Below are 18,153 nucleotides of genomic sequence, written 5' to 3'. Positions count from 1 at the left end.
AGTCATTGTCTGATACTTTATCAGTACATCATGGGTGAACTCTACACCATTATTTCCGAAGGTAAATTTACGCAATCAGTTCACGATAATCTGCTTGACAACCGGTCAGCAGTTTGTTAGTATAAGGGTAATCTAAAAGACTGGGTTGTTACTCAAAGAAGGCAAAACCAGATTTTCCGAGGATAAGGGCTACCTTTATACTCTGAAAGTCTGGTTTTTTCATATATGCAGGAAAGTGCCCAGCACTTTTCTATGATATGAAAAGCCCTCCCGGCGGGATGCGCACTGCGGCGTAAGCGGCAGATACCGCTATGCGGCCGCCGGGGGCGTGTGTTTCGAAATCGAAACTCTAATTTTTGAGTTCCTGCTTGTGCAGAAAGCAGGCAGCGGTATATAATAGAACCGGAATCAAATAAGTGATAGTGGAGGAAAAAACTATGAGAATTATCGAAGCAAAAGACTATGCGGATATGAGCAGAAAGGCAGCAGGTATCATTGCCGCACAGGTTGTTCTGAAGCCGGAATGCGTACTGGGGCTGGCAACAGGATCTACACCGATCGGCGCATATGACCGTCTGGTGGAGATGTACGAGGCAGGAGACCTGGATTTTTCAGGAGTATCCACGGCGAACCTGGATGAATATAAAGGACTTGACAGAGAAAATGACCAGAGCTATTACTATTTCATGCATAAACATCTGTTTGACCGTATCAATATTGATCCGGTGCGCACCAATGTACCAAACGGCATGGAACCGGACTCCGGCAAAGAATGCAGAAGATATGAAGAACTGATTGCATCATTAGGCGGGGTGGATTTACAGCTTCTGGGCCTTGGACACAATGGGCATATCGGGTTCAATGAACCGGCGGAAGTGTTTGACAAAGAGACCCACTGTGTGGATCTGACAGAAAGCACAATCGAAGCAAATAAACGTTTCTTCGCATCTGCGGATGATGTGCCGAGACAGGCGTATACTATGGGTATCGGGACCATAATGCGCGCAAGAAAGATTCTGGTAGTAGCAAGCGGAGAGGATAAGGCGGAGATTGTTGCCAAGGCATTCTACGGCGATGTAACACCGGCAGTTCCGGCATCCATTCTGCAGATGCATCCCGATGTTACGGTTGTTGCAGACGCAGCAGCATTATCTAAGATCCCAAGATAGCTTACAATGCCGGCAGCAGGCCGGCGCTGCAGACACAGTACCTGGAAGTACAGCGGCCGGGCATTGCGGGCGGGGAAGAAAGAAGGTTAATATGATTATTAAAAATGTTCATGTTTTCGGAGAAGATCAGACATTTACTCCGGGCGAGGTCGTGATAAACGGTGATAAGTTCGCTGCTCCTGGAGAAGGCGGAAGTGAAGTGATCGACGGAGAGGGCTGTTTTGCCATCCCGGGACTCGTGGATATTCATTTTCACGGCTGTGTGGGAGACGACTTCTGCGATGCAAGTCTGGATGCAATAAAGCATATGGCTGAATATGAGGCGTCCATCGGTGTCACTTCAATCTGTCCTGCGACAATGACCCTGGCCGAGGAAGAGCTTCATAAGATCATGAAGACAGCGGCCTCTTACGAAGGCGGAAGCGGTGCGAAGCTGGTAGGCATTAACATGGAAGGGCCGTTTATTAGCGAGAAGAAAAAAGGGGCCCAGGCAGCAGAATATATCCGTAACTGTGATAAGGCATTGTTTGATCAGCTTCAGAAAGAGTCCGGCGGGCTGATTAAGCTGGTAGACATTGCGCCGGAGAATGACGGGGCAATGGAGTTTATAGAGAAAGTAAAGGATGAAGTGGTAGTATCGATTGCGCATACCACAGCGGATTACGATACTGCGTCCGAGGCTTTGGAAAAGGGCGCAAGCCATATTACACATCTCTACAATGCGATGCCGCCACTCAGCCACCGTGATCCGGGAGTTATTGGCGCGGCCAGGGATGATGCGGACTGCCATGTGGAACTGATCTGTGACGGAGTTCATATCCATCCTTCTGTAGTGCGCGCCACATTTGCCATGTTCGGCGCGGAGCGGGTCATTCTGATCAGTGACAGTATGCGGGCAACAGGGCTGACGGATGGAGAGTACACCCTGGGCGGCCAGGATGTGTATGTAAAAGGACCGAAAGCAACCCTTGCAGACGGTACAATAGCAGGTTCGGCCACGGATCTGATGGGCTGTCTGAAAGTGGCAGTGCAGCAGATGGAGATTCCGTTGGAGGATGCGGTTGCATGTGCAACCATGAATCCGGCAAAAGAAATCGGCATCTATGATATATGCGGCAGTATTACACCAGGAAAAGCGGCGGATTTAGTTCTTTTAGATCAGGATCTGAATGTAAGAGCTGTTTATGTAAATGGGAGAAAACAGGCATGAATTTTATCCGAAAGCATCAGAAGGCGGTCTTTATTGCCGGGTTAGCGATTATATTTCTTGTGATTCTGGCTTACTGGCAGCGGCAGGTTACACTTTCTAATGCCACGGCGACAAAGCTGAAGGATGAGCCGCGTAATAGCGGTGAAGTGGTATCCACGTTCTACTATGACCAGCTGACGGCAAAAGAAGCGGCAGTATATGATCTGATGAGAGAAAAGCTCGACCGTATGGAGGGCGGAGTGGTGACATTTCCGGAGGCTATGAGCGGGCCGGAATACCTGCGGGTAACGACGGCGCTGGAAGATGAAGGATACAATTATTTTTACGGCTTCTATGACATTCCTATGACGGAAGACGACATCTATGTGAAATATAAAGAATCCGACCTGACGACAGTGAAAGACAAGGTGATTCGTAAAGCCATTCTGTTCTTATCCTGTGCAGAGGGGATTAACCGGGCAGGCGAATACGGGGAAGACGGAAAGGTGCAGAATCTGGCGGCGGTTCAGGAAGGCCTGTCGGTGAACTCGGAGGAAAAGGTCTCGGAGATCATACAGACGCAGAATGAAACAGAGGAGATTCTGGACAGCATTATGAAAGGGCTTCCGGCAGATTATGGGGAGAAAAAGACGGTGGATTATTTTTTGTCCTGGCTGGATGAGAATATATCCTTTGCGTCAGGTATAGAGGAGGAAGCATCCTCTGTCTCTTCGATGGCGGAAGTGTTTGACGGTGTATACATTTATAACAGCCTCTCTGCAGTTACCAGGAATAAAGCGACTTCGCTGGGTTACGCAAAGATCTTGTCCGAATTATGCGGCAGGGCCGGAATGGAATCACATGTTGTGCTTGGGATGTGGAATAAAAGCCGGAGTATCCAGCAGAGTTATGTATTCTGTGCAGTAGATATGAACGGGCAGACAATCTATGTGGATGCCAGCGGGGCAAAAGGCTCCGACCTGGGAGACCAAAAGTATCTGACGCAGCAGGAAGCCATGAATCATATGAAATTTGTGGAATACTTCACATACGATTGATTTGGTAGATTTGCACGAAAATATTAAAAAAATATAAACATTATAACCAAATTATAAATTACTTCACTGCGAACGGTTGACAACTGTGAATAATTTTGTTATAGTTTACACATCAAATGAATAGTAATGGATTGTTACTGTTTGGCAGGCAAAACCAGATTTTATAAGCGGATCAAAAGATCACGTTTATAGGGTTTGGTTTTTTTGTTTTGTAAAGTCCGCCGTATCTGCTCCAAACAGTTACAATGCAGACTAGTTTTCCAAGGGATTTCTTCCAGAAATGTCTTATGAGAACCTAATAGTAATCTGAAAAAACTGGCAACAATAAACAGGTAAGCAGAAAATTTGTTAAAAAGGAATGCAGGGCTATTATGGTAATTGAAAAGGTTATAAATAATAACATAGTTTCCGCCTATGATGATACGGGAAAAGAAGTTGTCATTATGGGCCGCGGCATAGGTTTTGGCACAAAGCCCGGGCGGGAGGTGGCGGAGCAGAAGATTGAAAAAATCTTCCGCATCAAGAGCCAGAGTTTAGCGGATCAGTTCAAGGAGCTGCTTGCAAATATGCCTCTGGAACATGCGCAGATATCGAACGACATTATCTCTCATGCGAAGAAGCACCTCAAATTAAAGCTGAACCAGAGCATATACGTGACACTGACAGACCATATCAATTTTGCAATTGAACGGTTTACGCAGGGGATCAAACCTGAAAATGCGCTTCTCTGGGAGATTAAAAGATTTTACCAGCAGGAGTACCAGCTGGGGAAATATGCGGTGGATATGATCTGGGAGAGACTTCATATTGCACTGCCGGATGACGAGGCCGGTTTCATAGCGCTTCATTTTGTAAATGCAGAGTACGGAACGGACATCAGGGACGCCCTGAACTTTCCTAATCTGATGAAAGACATACTCGATATTGTCAAGAGTGAACTGGATATGGAATTTGATGAAGACTCGCTCCACTATGAAAGATTTGTCACTCACGTGAAGTTCCTTCTACAGAGGGTATATCGAAAAGAATTGCTCCCCAATGAGGAAAGCGAGCTGGCGGAGATGATGATGACCAAATATCCAAGAGAATATGCGTGCAGCAGAAAAGTTGCAGATTATATAGAAGATGCAACAAACAGTAAGATATCTGGAGAAGAAATCATGTATCTGGCCATCCATATCCGGAGAGTCACGATGGCAGAAGAATAAAAGGAGGAAGAAAGATGTTTCATTTTTTAAAGAAAAAAGATTCTAAGCATATGTTGGGAGCGCCTGCAGCGGGCAGGGCTGTATCGATTAAAGAGGTAAATGATCCTACATTCGCCGAGGAGATTCTCGGTAAAGGCGTTGCAGTGATTCCCTCAGAGGGAAAAATCTATGCACCGGCCGATGGTGAAATCGGAATGGTATTCGACACACTTCATGCTGTCAGCCTGACAACAGAGTATGGCGCAGAGGTTCTGATCCATGTAGGCCTCGATACGGTGAAGATGAAGGGAGAAGGTTTTGAGGGTCATGTGAAAGCCGGTGACAAAGTGAAAAAAGGCGACCTTCTTCTGACGGTGGATCTGGAGAAAGTAAAAGCAGCCGGATACGATATCATAACTCCGATGCTGATCTGCAACACCGGAGACTATGCATCTGTGGAGGCAATGGCTGGCAAACAGGTAGCAGCAGGCGACGACGTTCTTTCTGTGGAAGAAAAATAAGCCGCATAGCGGGGCGTATTTTATCCGGCAGAGCGCCGGTTTAAAATAAAAGGGATTATATCAATCAAAGGGATTCAAGAAGGAGGAAAAACATGAAGTATTTACAAAGACTAGGCAAATCCTTGATGCTTCCGGTTGCATGTCTTCCGGTAGCGGCTATTCTGATGGGAATTGGTTATTGGATTGACCCGTCAGGCTGGGGAGCCAACAACATTGTCGCAGCATTCTTGCTGAAAGCTGGGGGAGCTTTGATCGACAATATGGCGATTCTGTTTGCAATCGGTGTTGCTGTTGGTATGTCTGATGACAACGACGGTACGGCCGGCCTTGCAGGTCTTGTTTCATGGCTGATGGTTACAACGCTGTTATCCACATCCGTTGTTGCAATGTTTAAAGGTGTGGAAGAGGCAGTTGTTCCTGCTGCATTTGGAAAGACACAGACACAGTTTATCGGTATTCTCTGCGGTCTGATTGGTGCGGCATGCTACAACAAATTTAAGTCAACCAAATTACCGGATGCGCTGTCATTCTTCAGCGGCAAGAGGTGTGTTGCGATTGTAACGGCAGGCGCTTCTCTCGTAGCAACTATCATTCTGTACTTTGTATGGCCGGTAATTTATGGAGCACTCGTAGCATTTGGCGAGGCTATTATGAGCACAGGTGCAATCGGAGCAGGTATTTACGGCTTCTTCAACAGACTGCTGATTCCGTTCGGCCTGCACCACGCGCTGAACTCCGTATTCTGGTTTGATGTTGCAGGTATCAATGATATCGGTAAGTTCTGGGGTACAATGGAGGGCGGTATCTTAGGTCAGACAGGTATGTATATGTCAGGGTTCTTCCCGGTAATGATGTTCGGTCTTCCGGCAGCTGCACTGGCTATGTACCACACAGCAAAAGAAAACAAGAAGAAAGTTGCGGCAGGTCTGTTAATGGCAGCGGCATTATCTTCCTTCTTCACAGGTGTTACCGAGCCTCTGGAATTCGCATTCATGTTCCTTGCACCGGCACTTTACGCAATCCACGCCCTGTTAACAGGTATTTCTATGGCAATTGTAGCCCTGCTGCCGGTACGTGCAGGCTTCAACTTCAGCGCAGGCTTCGTAGACTGGTTCCTGAGCTTTAAAGCTCCATTCGCAGAGAACCCGCTGTACCTGATCCCGATCGGACTCGTTGTAGCTGTTGTTTACTACATTGTATTCAGAATCGTCATTGTGAAGTTCAACCTGAAAACACCGGGACGTGAGGACGACGATATAGATGAAGCAAAAGTACAGCTTTCCAATGATAACTTCACAGAAATTGCGAAAATCATTCTGGAAGGCGTAGGCGGCAAGGAAAACGTTACATCCGTTGACAACTGTATCACAAGACTTCGTCTTGAAATCAAAGATTACACAGCAGTAAACGAAAAGAAGATCAAATCAGCAGGTGTGGCAGGCGTAATCAGGCCAAGCAAAAATGCTGTTCAGGTCATCATAGGAACAAAAGTACAATTCGTAGCCGACGAATTCAAGAAACTCTGTCAGTAGGTTTTGGTGACGGTGGGTATTGGATGGTATGGGGACGCTGCGCGGAATTGAAATATGCCTGTTCCGGATGCGGAATTAGGGCATAAGTGCCGCTAATCAAAATCGGAGCCGGCATGCTGAACACCGCCGACACTTGCGAGAATTCTGATGAATTCTCACTTCGGGTCGGCTTGCCGCCAGGCCTTGTGGGCCTGGAGGCAGTTCACATGCCGGCTCCGATTTTGATGAAGCGGCACTAATGCCCTAAAGGAGCATCCGGAACAGGTATATTTCAATTCCGCGCAGCTGGCTCATCCAGCCGGAAATAAGACCATCGTCTCCCGGAAGGGAACCTGGACGGGGGCAGTGGATCGAATTGAATTGATTATAGTGAATGACTTAAGCACGTTCTTTGGAACAGAGCTGGTAGTGGTGGGAATAATAAAAGCTTGATCTGCGTGCTGGTGGCTATTCGCGTAATCAATTCAATTCGATACACTGCCCCCGTCCTAAGTTCCCCCGTAAGGGGGAATTTATCTGCCGCCTTGATGCGTCAGCCTGACTGGGGAGGGGATTGTGCGGCGGCGGGGGAGCCTACAGTGCGATTTCTGAGAGCATAGAGTGCGTCTTAGAAACACTTAATAAAAACCATGCCGGATTTGAGGATAAAATGCTGCTTTCCAAAGCAGCATTTTACCCGGCCTGAGCCGCGCAATCATCAAGATTGCGGGGTGAATGCCGGGGAATCCTCAAATCCGGCATGGTTTTTATTTAGTGTTTCTTGACAAACGGAAAGCTGCCAGAAATCGCACTGCAGGCTCCCCCGCCGCCGCACAATCCCCTCCCCAGTCAGGCGTCCCCCCTTCATCGCCCTCATCAATAAATCCCCCCATACATACGAAAAAGCGATATGACTTTTATGGAAGGACATGATAGCATTAGTAGGAGAGTATGAAGACAGGAGTTTTTAGGATGAATTATGTTGGAATTGATATTGGGTCCACCGCATCCAAGGTGGTGGTGCGGGGGGAGAAGGAGCAGCAGTTTGTGATGCCCACCGGATGGAGCGGACGGGAGACGGCGGGGGTGATTCAGGCCCGCCTGAGAGAAGAGGGGATTGATGTGGGCGCTGCCGATACGGTGACCGCAGCAACGGGGTATGGGCGGATTTCTGTGGATTTTGCGGATTATGTGATCACGGAGATTACCTGCCACGGCCGGGGCGGGCGCGTGCTGGCCGGAGATGAATGTACGGTGGTTGATGTGGGCGGACAGGATACAAAAGTGATCCGGATTCAAAATGGAGCCGTGACAGATTTTCTTATGAATGATAAATGCTCGGCAGGAACGGGCAAGTTTCTGGAGATTATGGCTAACCGGCTGGGGATAGCGCTGGATGAATTGTTTGAATTAGCTGCCCAGGGGACGGCTCTGCCTATCAGCTCTCTCTGTACGGTGTTTGCGGAGTCGGAGGTAATCAGCTATATTGGGGCGGGAAAAGCCCGGGAGGATATTGCGGCCGGCGTTGTTGATTCTGTAGCCGGGAAAGTTGCACAGCTTGCGCAGCGGCAGAACCTTTCGGGGAAAGTGATTCTGACGGGTGGGCTGAGCCACAGTGAGTATTTTGCTTCCCGGCTTACTAAAAAACTGGGAATAACCGTGGAGCCGACGAAACAGGGGCGGTATGCGGGGGCGCTGGGTGCATCGTATCTGGCGGAAGAAAAGGCAGAGAGAGCGTAGTTTAAGGAGGAGTATAGCATGGAATTAATCAAAAATTTACCGGACGTATTTGTGGAATTTGCGGAACAGCGGCAGAAATCTTTTCTGGGAATTAAAGAGCTGAAGGAAAAGGGGATACCTGTGGTTGGGGTTTACTGTACCTATTTTCCTCAGGAGATCGCCATGGCTATGGGGGCGGCGGTTGTAGGGCTTTGTTCCACATCTGACGAGACCATTTCCGAGGCGGAAAAAGATCTGCCGAAAAATCTGTGTCCGCTGATCAAGTCCAGTTATGGATTTGCAAAGACCGACAAATGTCCGTTTTTCTATTTTTCAGATGTGGTTGTGGGTGAGACTACCTGTGACGGTAAGAAAAAGATGTATGAGTATATGTCGGAAATTAAACCGGTCTATCTGATGGAACTTCCAAACCGCCAGTCAGAAGACGGGCTCAGGCTGTGGAAGAATGAAATCATCCGCGTGAAGGAATATCTGGAGGAAAAATTTGAAGTTAAAATAACGAATGAAAAGCTAAGAGAAGCCGTGCGGGTTATGAATGAGGTCAGAAGATCCATAAAGGGGCTGTACAGTGTGATGGCAAATGATCCGGCGCCCATCAGCGGGCAGGATCTGTTTCATGTTATGTATGGCAGTACCTTTAAGTTTGATAAAAAAGCAATCCCGGGAGAAGTGGATGCGCTGACGGAAAAGATCAAAAGAGAATATGGGGAAGGCAGGAATGTAGGAAGGAAGCCGAGACTTCTTGTAACAGGCTGTCCGATCGGCGGCGCCACAGAGAAGGTGATCAGCTCCATCGAGGAAAATGGAGGCGTGGTGGTTTCTTTTGAAAACTGTGCAGGAGCAAAGTCATTTGACCGGCTGGTAGATGAAGAAGCCGAGGATATCTATGAGGCGCTTGCCAGAAGATATCTGGATATCGGATGTTCCGTTATGACTCCGAATCCAAACCGTCTGGAACTTTTGGGACGGCTTATGGAAGAGTTTAAAGTAGACGGCGTGGTTGAAGTGATCCTGCAGGCCTGTCATACATACAGCGTGGAATCCATGGGGATACGCAAATTTGTAAACGGAAAGGGAAAGCCTTATATCAGTGTGGAGACAGATTATTCTATGGCTGACCTTGGACAGCTCAATACAAGGCTGGCAGCATTTATTGAAATGCTTTAAGTGTGTGCCCTTCGAAGGCTGGCAGCGATCCCTTCATTTTGCTGAGTGCATCCAATCGGAAGATAAGGTCGTCAACCAGGGGAGCTTCATGATGAGGACGGCGTATGGATTCGCTTGGCGGTACGAAAAAGAGAAAATGATATCTTATTTCACGCCCTCCAAACTCAAATTTTCGCCTTGACAAATTCAGAAGAATAAGATAAGATTGCAACAGATATGAAAAAAGCGATGAAGAGAACAAGTAATAGCTGATTCGGAGAAAACAGAAAGCTGCCGGCTGATGAGAGGCGCGTGATACGGTTGGTTATGAATACATCTCGGAGCTTCACACCAAAAGCATTGGCGTTATCCGTTGCATAGCGGGCGGATATGCAAGTAGGCTGTGACGGGGTGGTGCACGTTATTGCACTGAGTAATTATGCACAATATGCAGGTCGGATCAAGCGGACTCTAGGTGTGCAGGATATACTCACTGAGGCAGGGGATGCGAATCGTCTGCGAATAAAGGTGGTACCACGAGTTTTATGAGCCCTCGTCCTTTTGGATGGAGGGCTCTTTTTGCGTGAAATGCGGAGCGCACAAGAATGCATCTGATTCTTCGCCCGCACGCTTATTATCAGAACAGCGAAAGAAAGGATGAATGTAAAAATGACACTGTATGAAGAATTACAGGCCAGAGGGCTGATTGCCCAGGTAACGGATGAAAAACTGATTTCTGAATTAATTAATAATGGGAAGGCTACATTTTATATCGGATTCGATCCCACGGCAGACAGCCTCCATGTAGGACATTTCATGGCGCTCTGCCTGATGAAACGCCTGCAGATGGCGGGAAATAAGCCCATTGCTCTGATCGGGGGCGGTACGGGGATGATCGGTGACCCATCCGGAAGATCCGATATGCGCCAGATGATGACGCCGGAAATAATTCAGCACAATTGTGACTGCTTCAAAAAACAGATGAGTAATTTCATCGATTTTTCTGAAGGAAAAGCAATGATGGTAAATAATGCTGACTGGCTTCTGGACTTGAATTATATCGAAGTTCTGCGGGAAGTCGGGTCTCATTTCAGCGTAAACCGGATGCTTGCTGCGGAGTGCTATAAGCAGAGAATGGAGAAGGGGCTGACCTTCCTGGAATTCAACTATATGATTATGCAGGCATATGATTTTTACGCTTTATACCAGAAATACGGCTGCAATCTGCAGTTTGGCGGGGATGACCAGTGGGGAAATATGCTTGCGGGAACAGAACTCATCCGCAGAAAACTTGGAAAAGATGCAAGCGCCATGACCATTACCCTGCTTTTGAACTCAGAGGGAAAGAAAATGGGGAAAACCCAGTCGGGCGCCGTATGGCTCGATCCAAACAAGACCTCTCCGTTCGAGTTCTACCAGTACTGGAGAAACATTGCGGACGCCGATGTATTGAAGTGCATCCGTATGCTTACGTTTCTGCCTCTGGAACAAATTGACGCAATGGATTCGTGGGAAGGCAGTCAGCTAAACAAAGCAAAAGAAATACTGGCGTACGAACTGACTCAGATGATACACGGCAAAGAGGAGGCGGACAAGGCGCAGGAAAGTGCAAGAGCCCTCTTCAGCCAGGGAAATGCGGCGGAAATGCCGACGGCAGAACTGACGGCAGAGGATCTGACAGAGAATGCTGCCGATATTCTCACTCTGCTTTTGAAGAGCGGCCTTGTTTCCTCCAAATCAGAGGCGAGACGCGCGGTAGAACAGGGCGGGGTCGCTGTGGACGGAGAAAAAGTCACAGACATCCATGCGTCATTTACAGCAGATGCATTGTCCGGAGAAGGTGTAATACTGAAAAAGGGTAAAAAGAACTTCCGTAAAGTGGTATTAAAATAAGCAGAACCCGAGTAAAAATAATATAATACAAATACAGGAGGTAATCGATGATGGGATTTAAAGAAGTATCTGCAGAAGAATTGCAGTTTAATCCATTTACAAAGATTGGGAAAGAGTGGATGCTCGTAACCGCCGGGGATGAAGAGAAACACAACACCATGACTGCCAGCTGGGGCGGTATGGGAATTATGTGGGGAAAAAACGTAGTGAGCGTCTACATCCGCCCGCAGCGTTACACAAAAGAATTTGTGGATGCCAATGAGCTGTTTACGCTGTCCTTCTACGACGAATCATACAGAAAAGCATTGAACATCTGCGGCAGCAAGTCCGGAAAAGACTGTGACAAAGAAGCAGAGGCAGGGCTGACGCCTTACTATACGGACGGAACAACCGCATTCGAGGAAGCAAATATGATACTCGTCTGCAAAAAACAATATCATCAGGATATGTCATCAGAACATTTTGATGAGAAAGAAAATGATTCAAGATGCTACCCGGGGAAAGACTATCACACCATGTACATGGCGGAAATCCTTAAAGTGCTTGTGAAGGAAGCATAATGTGAGGGGGGATGGGGACGCTTCCCTGATTTCGTAAAGCTGGCGCATCTGCCCGGGATATTATGCTCCTCCGGGGGAGGAGCACAAAGACGGGGGCGGTGGATCGGGGATAGATGCACGGCGCCCCTCCTCTACTCAATCCTTAAATACTGCACACTATAAGGTTTCATATCAAGTCTTCCGTTTAGTGTTCCTTCTTTTCCTGTTATGACATCGGTATAATCTCCCTGCAGTTCTCCGTTTTCTGCGGTGAAGTCGGAAGCAGAGGCGTTGATTGCTGCCAGGATTTTTTCTTTTTCTGATTTCCGCTCAAAGATCAGCTGATGGTTTGTGATGACTACGTTATGGTATCCGCCGTTACAGAGGGCATCGCTTTCTCTGCGGAGTTCGATCAGGGTGCGGATAAAATCGGTTAGTTTGTTCGGCTTCGGCTCTTCGAATGAAGGGCGCAGAGCGTAATCGTTGTCCGGGGCCTTTATCCCCTCCTCTCCCCATTCGCTTCCATAATAGAGGCATGGGATGCCTGGCATGCCGAATAGGATGCCATAGGCGGGGATGATATGTTCTTTATTCGTTAAAATACTGGCAATTCGGGTAACATCGTGATTATCTACGAAGTTCATCAAATGCTTGCCCCTGTATATGCACCACTGTTCCGGGCCGTACTGGCGGTTGAGTGAGTGGGCGATTTCAAAGAGATTCATGCTGTTAAAGCTGGAATAGATGCCCTTGTAGCATTCATAATTGGTACAGCTGTGCAGCATTTGGTCATTGACGATCAGATTATAGTCGCCAAAGAGCACTTCTCCAATCAGGGCAAATCCAGGTTTGAGCTCTTCGCAGAATGCGCGGAGACGTCTCATAAAGTTGTAGTCCAGGCTGTATGCAACATCGAGGCGCAGTCCGTCAATGCCGAATTCTTCCATCCAGAATCGGACACAATCCAGCAGGTAATCTGTGACTGCCGGGTTCTGCAGATTCAGCTTTACCAGCTCGAAATGGCCTTCCCAGCCCTCATACCAAAAGCCATCGTTATAACCGCTGTTGCCGTCAAAATTAATGAGAAACCAGTCCTTGTACGGAGATTCCCATTTCTTTTCCTGTACATCCTGAAATGCCCAAAAACCGCGGCCTACATGGTTAAATACCCCATCCAGCATGATTTTGACATCATGGGAGTGAAGCGTTTCACATACGTATTTAAAATCTTCATTCGTGCCGAGACGGCAGTCTACTTTTTTAAAATCCCGGGTATCATATCCGTGATTATCGGATTCAAATATCGGATTCAGTATAATGGATCCTATCCCAAGCTCCTGGAGATATCCTCCCCACTCAGCAATCTTACGTATACGGGGTACTGTGATACCGTCATTATGTACTGGGGCGTCACAAAATCCAATCGGATATATCTGATAGAAAGTTTCATTATAAGCCCACATAAATTCCACCTGCTTTCTAAAATTTTATTATGTTTGTATAATAAGTATACTATTTTAGTATATCATAAATCCGGGTAAAAATAATGCATTTTAATAGTACATAAAATAAAAAAAATGTTGACAACGTGGTGTTAACATACTATAATAGAACAGCATGAAAAAAGGAGAAACAGCATACACCAAAGCCCCGGAGTGCGCTGATTTCATATAAAAGATTAAGCAAGTTAAGTTATATGATATGATTATGATAGGAGGAACACCCATGAAGACTTATATGGCTAACCCAGACAAGATTGAAAGAAAATGGTATGTGGTTGACGCTGAAGGATGTACTTTAGGACGCCTTGCATCTGAGATTGCAAAAGTTTTAAGAGGTAAGAACAAACCAGAATTCACACCACATGTTGATACAGGCGACTACGTAGTAGTTGTAAATGCAGAGAAGGTAAAGGTAACAGGTAAGAAGTTACAGCAGAAGATATATTATAACCACTCTGAATATGTAGGCGGCATGAGAGAGACTACACTGGCAGAGATGATGGACAAGAAGCCGGAGCAGGTCATTGAACTGGCTGTAAAAGGAATGCTTCCAAAAGGACCTTTAGGTAGAACGATGATGAACAAACTTCATGTATACGCTGGCCCAGAGCACAAACAGCAGGCTCAGAAACCAGAAGTATTAACATTTTAAGGAAAGGTTGAAAGGAGGACATTACAGTGGCTAACGCAAAATATTACGGAACAGGAAGAAGAAAAAAATCTATCGCAAGAGTATATCTTGTACCTGGAACAGGTAAGATCACTATAAATAAAAGAGACATTGACGATTATTTAGGACTGGAGACTTTGAAGGTCGTTGTTCGCCAGCCGCTTGTAGCAACATCAACAAGCGACAAATTCGATGTACTGGTTAACGTACATGGAGGCGGATACACAGGACAGGCAGGAGCAATCCGTCATGGTATTTCAAGAGCACTTCTTGAAGCAGATCCGGACTACAGACCGATTCTGAAGTCAGCTGGTTACCTGACACGTGATCCACGTATGAAAGAACGTAAGAAATACGGTCTCAAGGCTGCACGTCGTGCACCTCAGTTCAGCAAGAGATAATCAGCTGTTCAAACCGTATCAAAATGGTTCAAAAACCCCGGAAAATCAAGGTTTTCCGGGGTTTTCTTATACCCATAGGGTCTGATATGGTTTGACTTGATTTGATATAACGAGAGCCATTTTCACCCAATTTTTAATGGTTAAATATAGGACAACCGGCAAAAATGGGGGTAAAAAGAGGGCCAAGTGGTTAAAAAATAGGACAACCGCAGGCTGATTTTTGCTGTCTGGAAGGGTGGTTTTACAGCTCCTTCCTGGTGCGTTTTTCGTTTGGTTAGTTTGAGATGATTTGACCTAATTTGAACAAAACAGAATAAATTTAATGCCGAGCGCTCAGCTTTTTCTGCTGGGCGCTTTTGGCTTTCCGGGATTAGAAAGAGCCGTCACTTTTCATTTTTGAAGTGGCGGCTTTTTCTATTTCCAGAAGAAATATCAACATTCAGAAATGAGGTGAAGTCCATGAACACGCAAATCATTGCCATCGCCAACCAGAAAGGCGGCGTTGGCAAGACAACGACCTGTGCGAACTTAGGAATAGGGCTGGCGCAGGCCGGACGAAAGGTGCTGCTGATCGACGGGGACCCGCAAGGCAGCCTTACCATCTGCTTGGGCCATCCCCAGCCGGATAAACTGCCCTTTACGCTCTCTGATGCAATGGGGCGCATCCTGACCGATCAGCCGATTCACCCCGGCGAGGGCATCCTGCATCACCCGGAGGGTGTGGATCTGATGCCCGCCGACATCCAGCTGTCCGGTATGGAGGTATCGCTGGTGAACGCCATGAGCCGTGAGACCATCCTGCGGCAATATCTGGACACGCTGAAGGGGCAATATTCCCATATCCTGATTGATTGTCAGCCCTCCCTGGGGATGCTCACGGTCAATGCGCTGGCTGCCGCCAACAGGATCATAATCCCCGTTCAGGCAGAGTATCTGCCCGCCAAAGGGCTGGAGCAGTTACTTTCCACGGTGAGCAAGGTCAAGCGGCAAATCAACCCCAAGCTCCAGATTGACGGTATCTTGCTGACGATGGTAGACAATCGTACCAACTTTGCCAAGGAGATCGCCGCCCTGCTGCGGGAGACCTATGGCAGCAAAATTAAAGTATTCGCTACAGAGATTCCCCACTCTGTCCGGGCAAAGGAGACCAGCGCCGAGGGGAAAAGCATCTTTGCCCATGACCCCGGCGGCAAGGTGGCCGAGGGCTACAAAAATCTGACGCAGGAGGTGATGAAACTTGAAAAGCAGCGCGAAAAAAGTAGAGCTGGCATCGGTAGATGATTTATTCTCCACTGAGGAGAGCCGTGCCGACGCCCAGCGGGAAAGGGTCATGGAAATTCCGCTGTCTGAGCTGCATCCATTTCAGAACCATCCATTCAAAGTCAAGGATGACGAGGCTATGATGGAAACCGCAGACAGCATCCGGCAGTATGGTGTGCTGGTTCCTGCGATTGCCCGCCCAGACCCCAACGGAGGGTATGAGCTGGTTGCCGGACACAGGCGGCACCGGGCCAGTGAGTTGGCCGAAAAGGAGACCATGCCGGTCATTGTGCGTGATCTGGACGATGATGCCGCCACGATTATTATGGTTGACAGCAACTTACAGAGGGAAAGTCTGCTCCCCAGTGAAAGAGCATTTGCCTACAAGATGAAGCTGGATGCCATGAAACATCAAGGAGCTAGGACAGATTTAACTTCGGCCCAAGTTGGGCCGAAGTTGACTGCGGCAGAGAAAATCGCAGAGAACAGTCCAGATAGCAAATCACAGATTAAGAGATTTATTCGCCTGACGGAGCTGATCCCTGAACTGCTGGATATGGTGGATGAGAAAAAAATCGCCTTTAACCCGGCGTATGAATTATCCTTTCTCAAGAAGGAAGAACAGGTAGACCTTTTGGATGCGATGGACAGCGAACAGGCTACTCCTTCTCTTTCTCAGGCTCAACGGCTCAAGAAATTTAGTCAGGAGGGGCATCTGTCCATTGATGTGATGCGCGCCATTATGAGCGAGGAGAAGAAAAGTGAGCTTGATAAGGTAACGCTTACCTCCGATACCCTGCGGAAGTATTTTCCCAAGAGCTATACACCCCAACGGATGCAGGAGACCATTATTAAGCTGTTGGAGGCATGGCAGCGCAAGCGCCAGAGAGATCAGGAACGATGAAAGGAGCCGCCTATGAGGGATATTGCAGCCAGAGAGCTAAAAGGACATAACATTCTCGCCGTTGAGCGTTTTCAGGATAACACCCGCTGGATGCTTGAGTTTAGTGTTCAGCATCCCCGTACCGCCTACGGCAGTCCTGGTGATGAGATGCGGTTGTTTCTCACAGAGGACGGGTATCAGGCCGCCCTTGCCAGCCAGCAGCGCCGGGAAATCAAAATCAAGCGGTACGCCCGTGTAGTTGAGGGGCATATCCTCGATTTTAAGCCGAAAAAGAAACGTCACCCGTAAACACACCCCATGAGAGGAAAGGAATGAATATGTGTACTGTTCAGAGCATTAAAAATGCGATTCGAGAAAAATGCCAATCACAGCATGATATGGAATCCGTCGAGATTGACCGGGTTTTGCAAGCCCTCCCGTTTTCGGAGCATAAATCGTTGTTCGACCAGCCGCTGATGCCCAAGCGCCCTTACCGGCCCCGGAAGAACAAGAAGAACATCTGAACCACCACAGTCTTTTTTCAAGAAAGATTGTGGTTTTTTTATGCCCAAAATCAGAGAGGAGTGAAGAAATGGCGGTATTTCGGATTGAAAGAACCCGTGATTATACGGTAATGAGCAACCACCACCTGCGTAACGAAAAATTGTCCCTGAAAGCAAAAGGACTGCTTTCCATGATGCTGTCCCTGCCTGATGACTGGAACTACACCACCCGTGGTCTTGCGAAAATCTGCAAAGAAGGTGTGGACGCCATCGGCGGCGCGCTGCGGGAACTGGAGTCTGCCGGTTATATCGTGCGCCACCAGCTACGCGACCGTTATGGTCGTATCAGCGATACTGAGTATGTGATTTATGAACAGCCTCAGCCCAAGCAGCCAGATATGCCCCAACCGGATACGGCTTCACCAGGTACGGAAAACCCGTATCTGGATAAACCGGATACGGAAAAGCCCGCAGAATTAAATATAGAGAAATCAAATACTCAAAAATCAATTACTCATGGATCAAGTACCGATTCCATTCCCTTCCGGGAAACAGCGGCGGCAGGACCGCCGGAACGGAAAGGAAGGGATGCGATGTCTCTTGCAGAGATAGAGAGTTATCGGGAGGTGATTTTAGAGAACATCGAGTATGACTGCATCAAGCAGCAGTATGGAACCTATCGGGATGATCTGGATGAAATTGTGGAGCTGATGGTGGAGACCGTCTGTGCCAAACGAAAAACCACCCGGATCGCTGGCAGCGACTTCCCTCACGAGGTCGTGCGTTCCCGGTTTTTGAAGCTGGACAGCTCCCATATCGAGTTTGTCATGGACTGTTTGAAGAAAAATACCACGGAAATTCGCAACATGAAGCAATACCTGCTGACGGTGCTGTTTAACGCACCCACCACCATCAACAACCACTACACCTCGCAGGTCAATCACGATATGTACGCAGGCGGCTGGTAAACAGCCGTTTTTT

At 47.7% G+C, this 18,153-nt stretch carries 18 protein-coding genes and 1 other annotated feature; of the genes, 17 read left to right on the top strand and 1 reads right to left on the bottom strand.

The genetic code is table 11. The features are described 5' to 3' along the window. The first annotated feature begins 437 nt into the window (after positions 1 to 437). From nagB to GKG43_RS15910, 10 genes are all read left to right on the top strand, one after another. Positions 438 to 1,169 (top strand): glucosamine-6-phosphate deaminase, encoded by a 732-nt coding sequence (nagB, locus tag GKG43_RS15955; RefSeq protein ID WP_055154692.1) that lies wholly within the window; start codon positions 438 to 440, stop codon positions 1,167 to 1,169. 91 nt (positions 1,170 to 1,260) lie between these two features. Further along, the gene (nagA, locus tag GKG43_RS15950) at positions 1,261 to 2,379 is read left to right on the top strand and encodes an N-acetylglucosamine-6-phosphate deacetylase (protein WP_055154693.1); all 1,119 of its coding nucleotides are present in this window, start codon (positions 1,261 to 1,263) and stop codon (positions 2,377 to 2,379) included. Further along, positions 2,376 to 3,416: a hypothetical protein gene (locus tag GKG43_RS15945; RefSeq protein WP_055154694.1), complete on the top strand. Its 1,041-nt coding sequence runs from the start codon at positions 2,376 to 2,378 to the stop codon at positions 3,414 to 3,416. The genes nagA and GKG43_RS15945 overlap by 4 nt, the downstream gene beginning before the upstream one ends. A gap of 371 nt (positions 3,417 to 3,787) precedes the next feature. After that, positions 3,788 to 4,624 (top strand): PRD domain-containing protein, encoded by an 837-nt coding sequence (locus GKG43_RS15940; RefSeq protein ID WP_050640401.1) that lies wholly within the window; start codon positions 3,788 to 3,790, stop codon positions 4,622 to 4,624. Between the two features lie 14 nt (positions 4,625 to 4,638). Continuing rightward, positions 4,639 to 5,124, top strand: coding sequence for a PTS glucose transporter subunit IIA (locus GKG43_RS15935; RefSeq protein ID WP_050640400.1), 486 nt, complete (start codon positions 4,639 to 4,641; stop codon positions 5,122 to 5,124). A 92-nt stretch (positions 5,125 to 5,216) separates the two neighbouring features. Continuing rightward, the gene (gene nagE / locus GKG43_RS15930) at positions 5,217 to 6,656 is read left to right on the top strand and encodes an N-acetylglucosamine-specific PTS transporter subunit IIBC (RefSeq protein WP_055154695.1); all 1,440 of its coding nucleotides are present in this window, start codon (positions 5,217 to 5,219) and stop codon (positions 6,654 to 6,656) included. Positions 6,657 to 7,607: 951 nt separating this feature from the next. After that, positions 7,608 to 8,375: an acyl-CoA dehydratase activase gene (locus tag GKG43_RS15925; RefSeq protein WP_129879340.1), complete on the top strand. Its 768-nt coding sequence runs from the start codon at positions 7,608 to 7,610 to the stop codon at positions 8,373 to 8,375. Positions 8,376 to 8,393: 18 nt separating this feature from the next. After that, complete coding sequence (locus GKG43_RS15920) at positions 8,394 to 9,542, top strand: double-cubane-cluster-containing anaerobic reductase (protein ID WP_129879339.1); 1,149 nt, start codon at positions 8,394 to 8,396, stop codon at positions 9,540 to 9,542. Positions 9,543 to 9,761: 219 nt separating this feature from the next. After that, positions 9,762 to 10,085, top strand: a binding site (T-box leader). Positions 10,086 to 10,190: 105 nt separating this feature from the next. Further along, positions 10,191 to 11,414, top strand: a complete 1,224-nt coding sequence (tyrS, locus tag GKG43_RS15915) for a tyrosine--tRNA ligase (protein ID WP_050640396.1) — start codon at positions 10,191 to 10,193, stop codon at positions 11,412 to 11,414. Between the two features lie 50 nt (positions 11,415 to 11,464). Next, positions 11,465 to 11,974, top strand: a complete 510-nt coding sequence (locus GKG43_RS15910) for a flavin reductase family protein (protein ID WP_050640861.1) — start codon at positions 11,465 to 11,467, stop codon at positions 11,972 to 11,974. A 131-nt stretch (positions 11,975 to 12,105) separates the two neighbouring features. Here the strand turns inward: GKG43_RS15910 and GKG43_RS15905 are convergent, their stop codons facing one another. Continuing rightward, positions 12,106 to 13,416: an alpha-amylase family glycosyl hydrolase gene (locus tag GKG43_RS15905; protein WP_129879338.1), complete on the bottom strand. Its 1,311-nt coding sequence runs from the start codon at positions 13,414 to 13,416 to the stop codon at positions 12,106 to 12,108. A gap of 262 nt (positions 13,417 to 13,678) precedes the next feature. Between GKG43_RS15905 and rplM the strand changes: the two genes are divergently transcribed. The 7 genes from rplM (at position 13,679) to GKG43_RS15870 (ending at position 18,140) form a co-directional block, all read left to right on the top strand. Then, positions 13,679 to 14,107, top strand: coding sequence for a 50S ribosomal protein L13 (gene rplM, locus GKG43_RS15900; protein ID WP_025656162.1), 429 nt, complete (start codon positions 13,679 to 13,681; stop codon positions 14,105 to 14,107). 26 nt (positions 14,108 to 14,133) lie between these two features. Then, positions 14,134 to 14,526, top strand: a complete 393-nt coding sequence (rpsI, locus tag GKG43_RS15895; RefSeq protein WP_025656163.1) for a 30S ribosomal protein S9 — start codon at positions 14,134 to 14,136, stop codon at positions 14,524 to 14,526. Positions 14,527 to 14,985: 459 nt separating this feature from the next. Then, a complete protein-coding gene (locus tag GKG43_RS15890) occupies positions 14,986 to 15,807 on the top strand; it encodes a ParA family protein (protein ID WP_002587398.1) in 822 nt (273 codons plus the stop codon). Next, entirely contained in the window at positions 15,764 to 16,690 is a 927-nt protein-coding gene (locus tag GKG43_RS15885) for a ParB/RepB/Spo0J family partition protein (protein WP_129879337.1), read from the top strand. The genes GKG43_RS15890 and GKG43_RS15885 overlap by 44 nt, the downstream gene beginning before the upstream one ends. Positions 16,691 to 16,702: 12 nt before the next feature. Next, positions 16,703 to 16,978, top strand: a complete 276-nt coding sequence (locus GKG43_RS15880) for a DUF5720 family protein (protein ID WP_129879336.1) — start codon at positions 16,703 to 16,705, stop codon at positions 16,976 to 16,978. Between the two features lie 23 nt (positions 16,979 to 17,001). After that, complete coding sequence (locus GKG43_RS23400; protein WP_002587401.1) at positions 17,002 to 17,193, top strand: hypothetical protein; 192 nt, start codon at positions 17,002 to 17,004, stop codon at positions 17,191 to 17,193. Positions 17,194 to 17,261: 68 nt separating this feature from the next. Next, on the top strand, positions 17,262 to 18,140 hold the full coding sequence (locus tag GKG43_RS15870; protein ID WP_129879335.1) for a DUF6017 domain-containing protein: 879 nt from the start codon (positions 17,262 to 17,264) through the stop codon (positions 18,138 to 18,140). Positions 18,141 to 18,153 lie beyond the last annotated feature (13 nt).

Origin of the sequence: Eubacterium sp. BIOML-A2 (assembly GCF_009680135.1) — a bacterium.
In the GTDB taxonomy this organism is placed as follows: Bacteria; Bacillota; Clostridia; order Lachnospirales; family Lachnospiraceae; genus Faecalicatena; species Faecalicatena contortus_B.
This window is presented reverse-complemented; position numbering and strand designations above follow the sequence as displayed.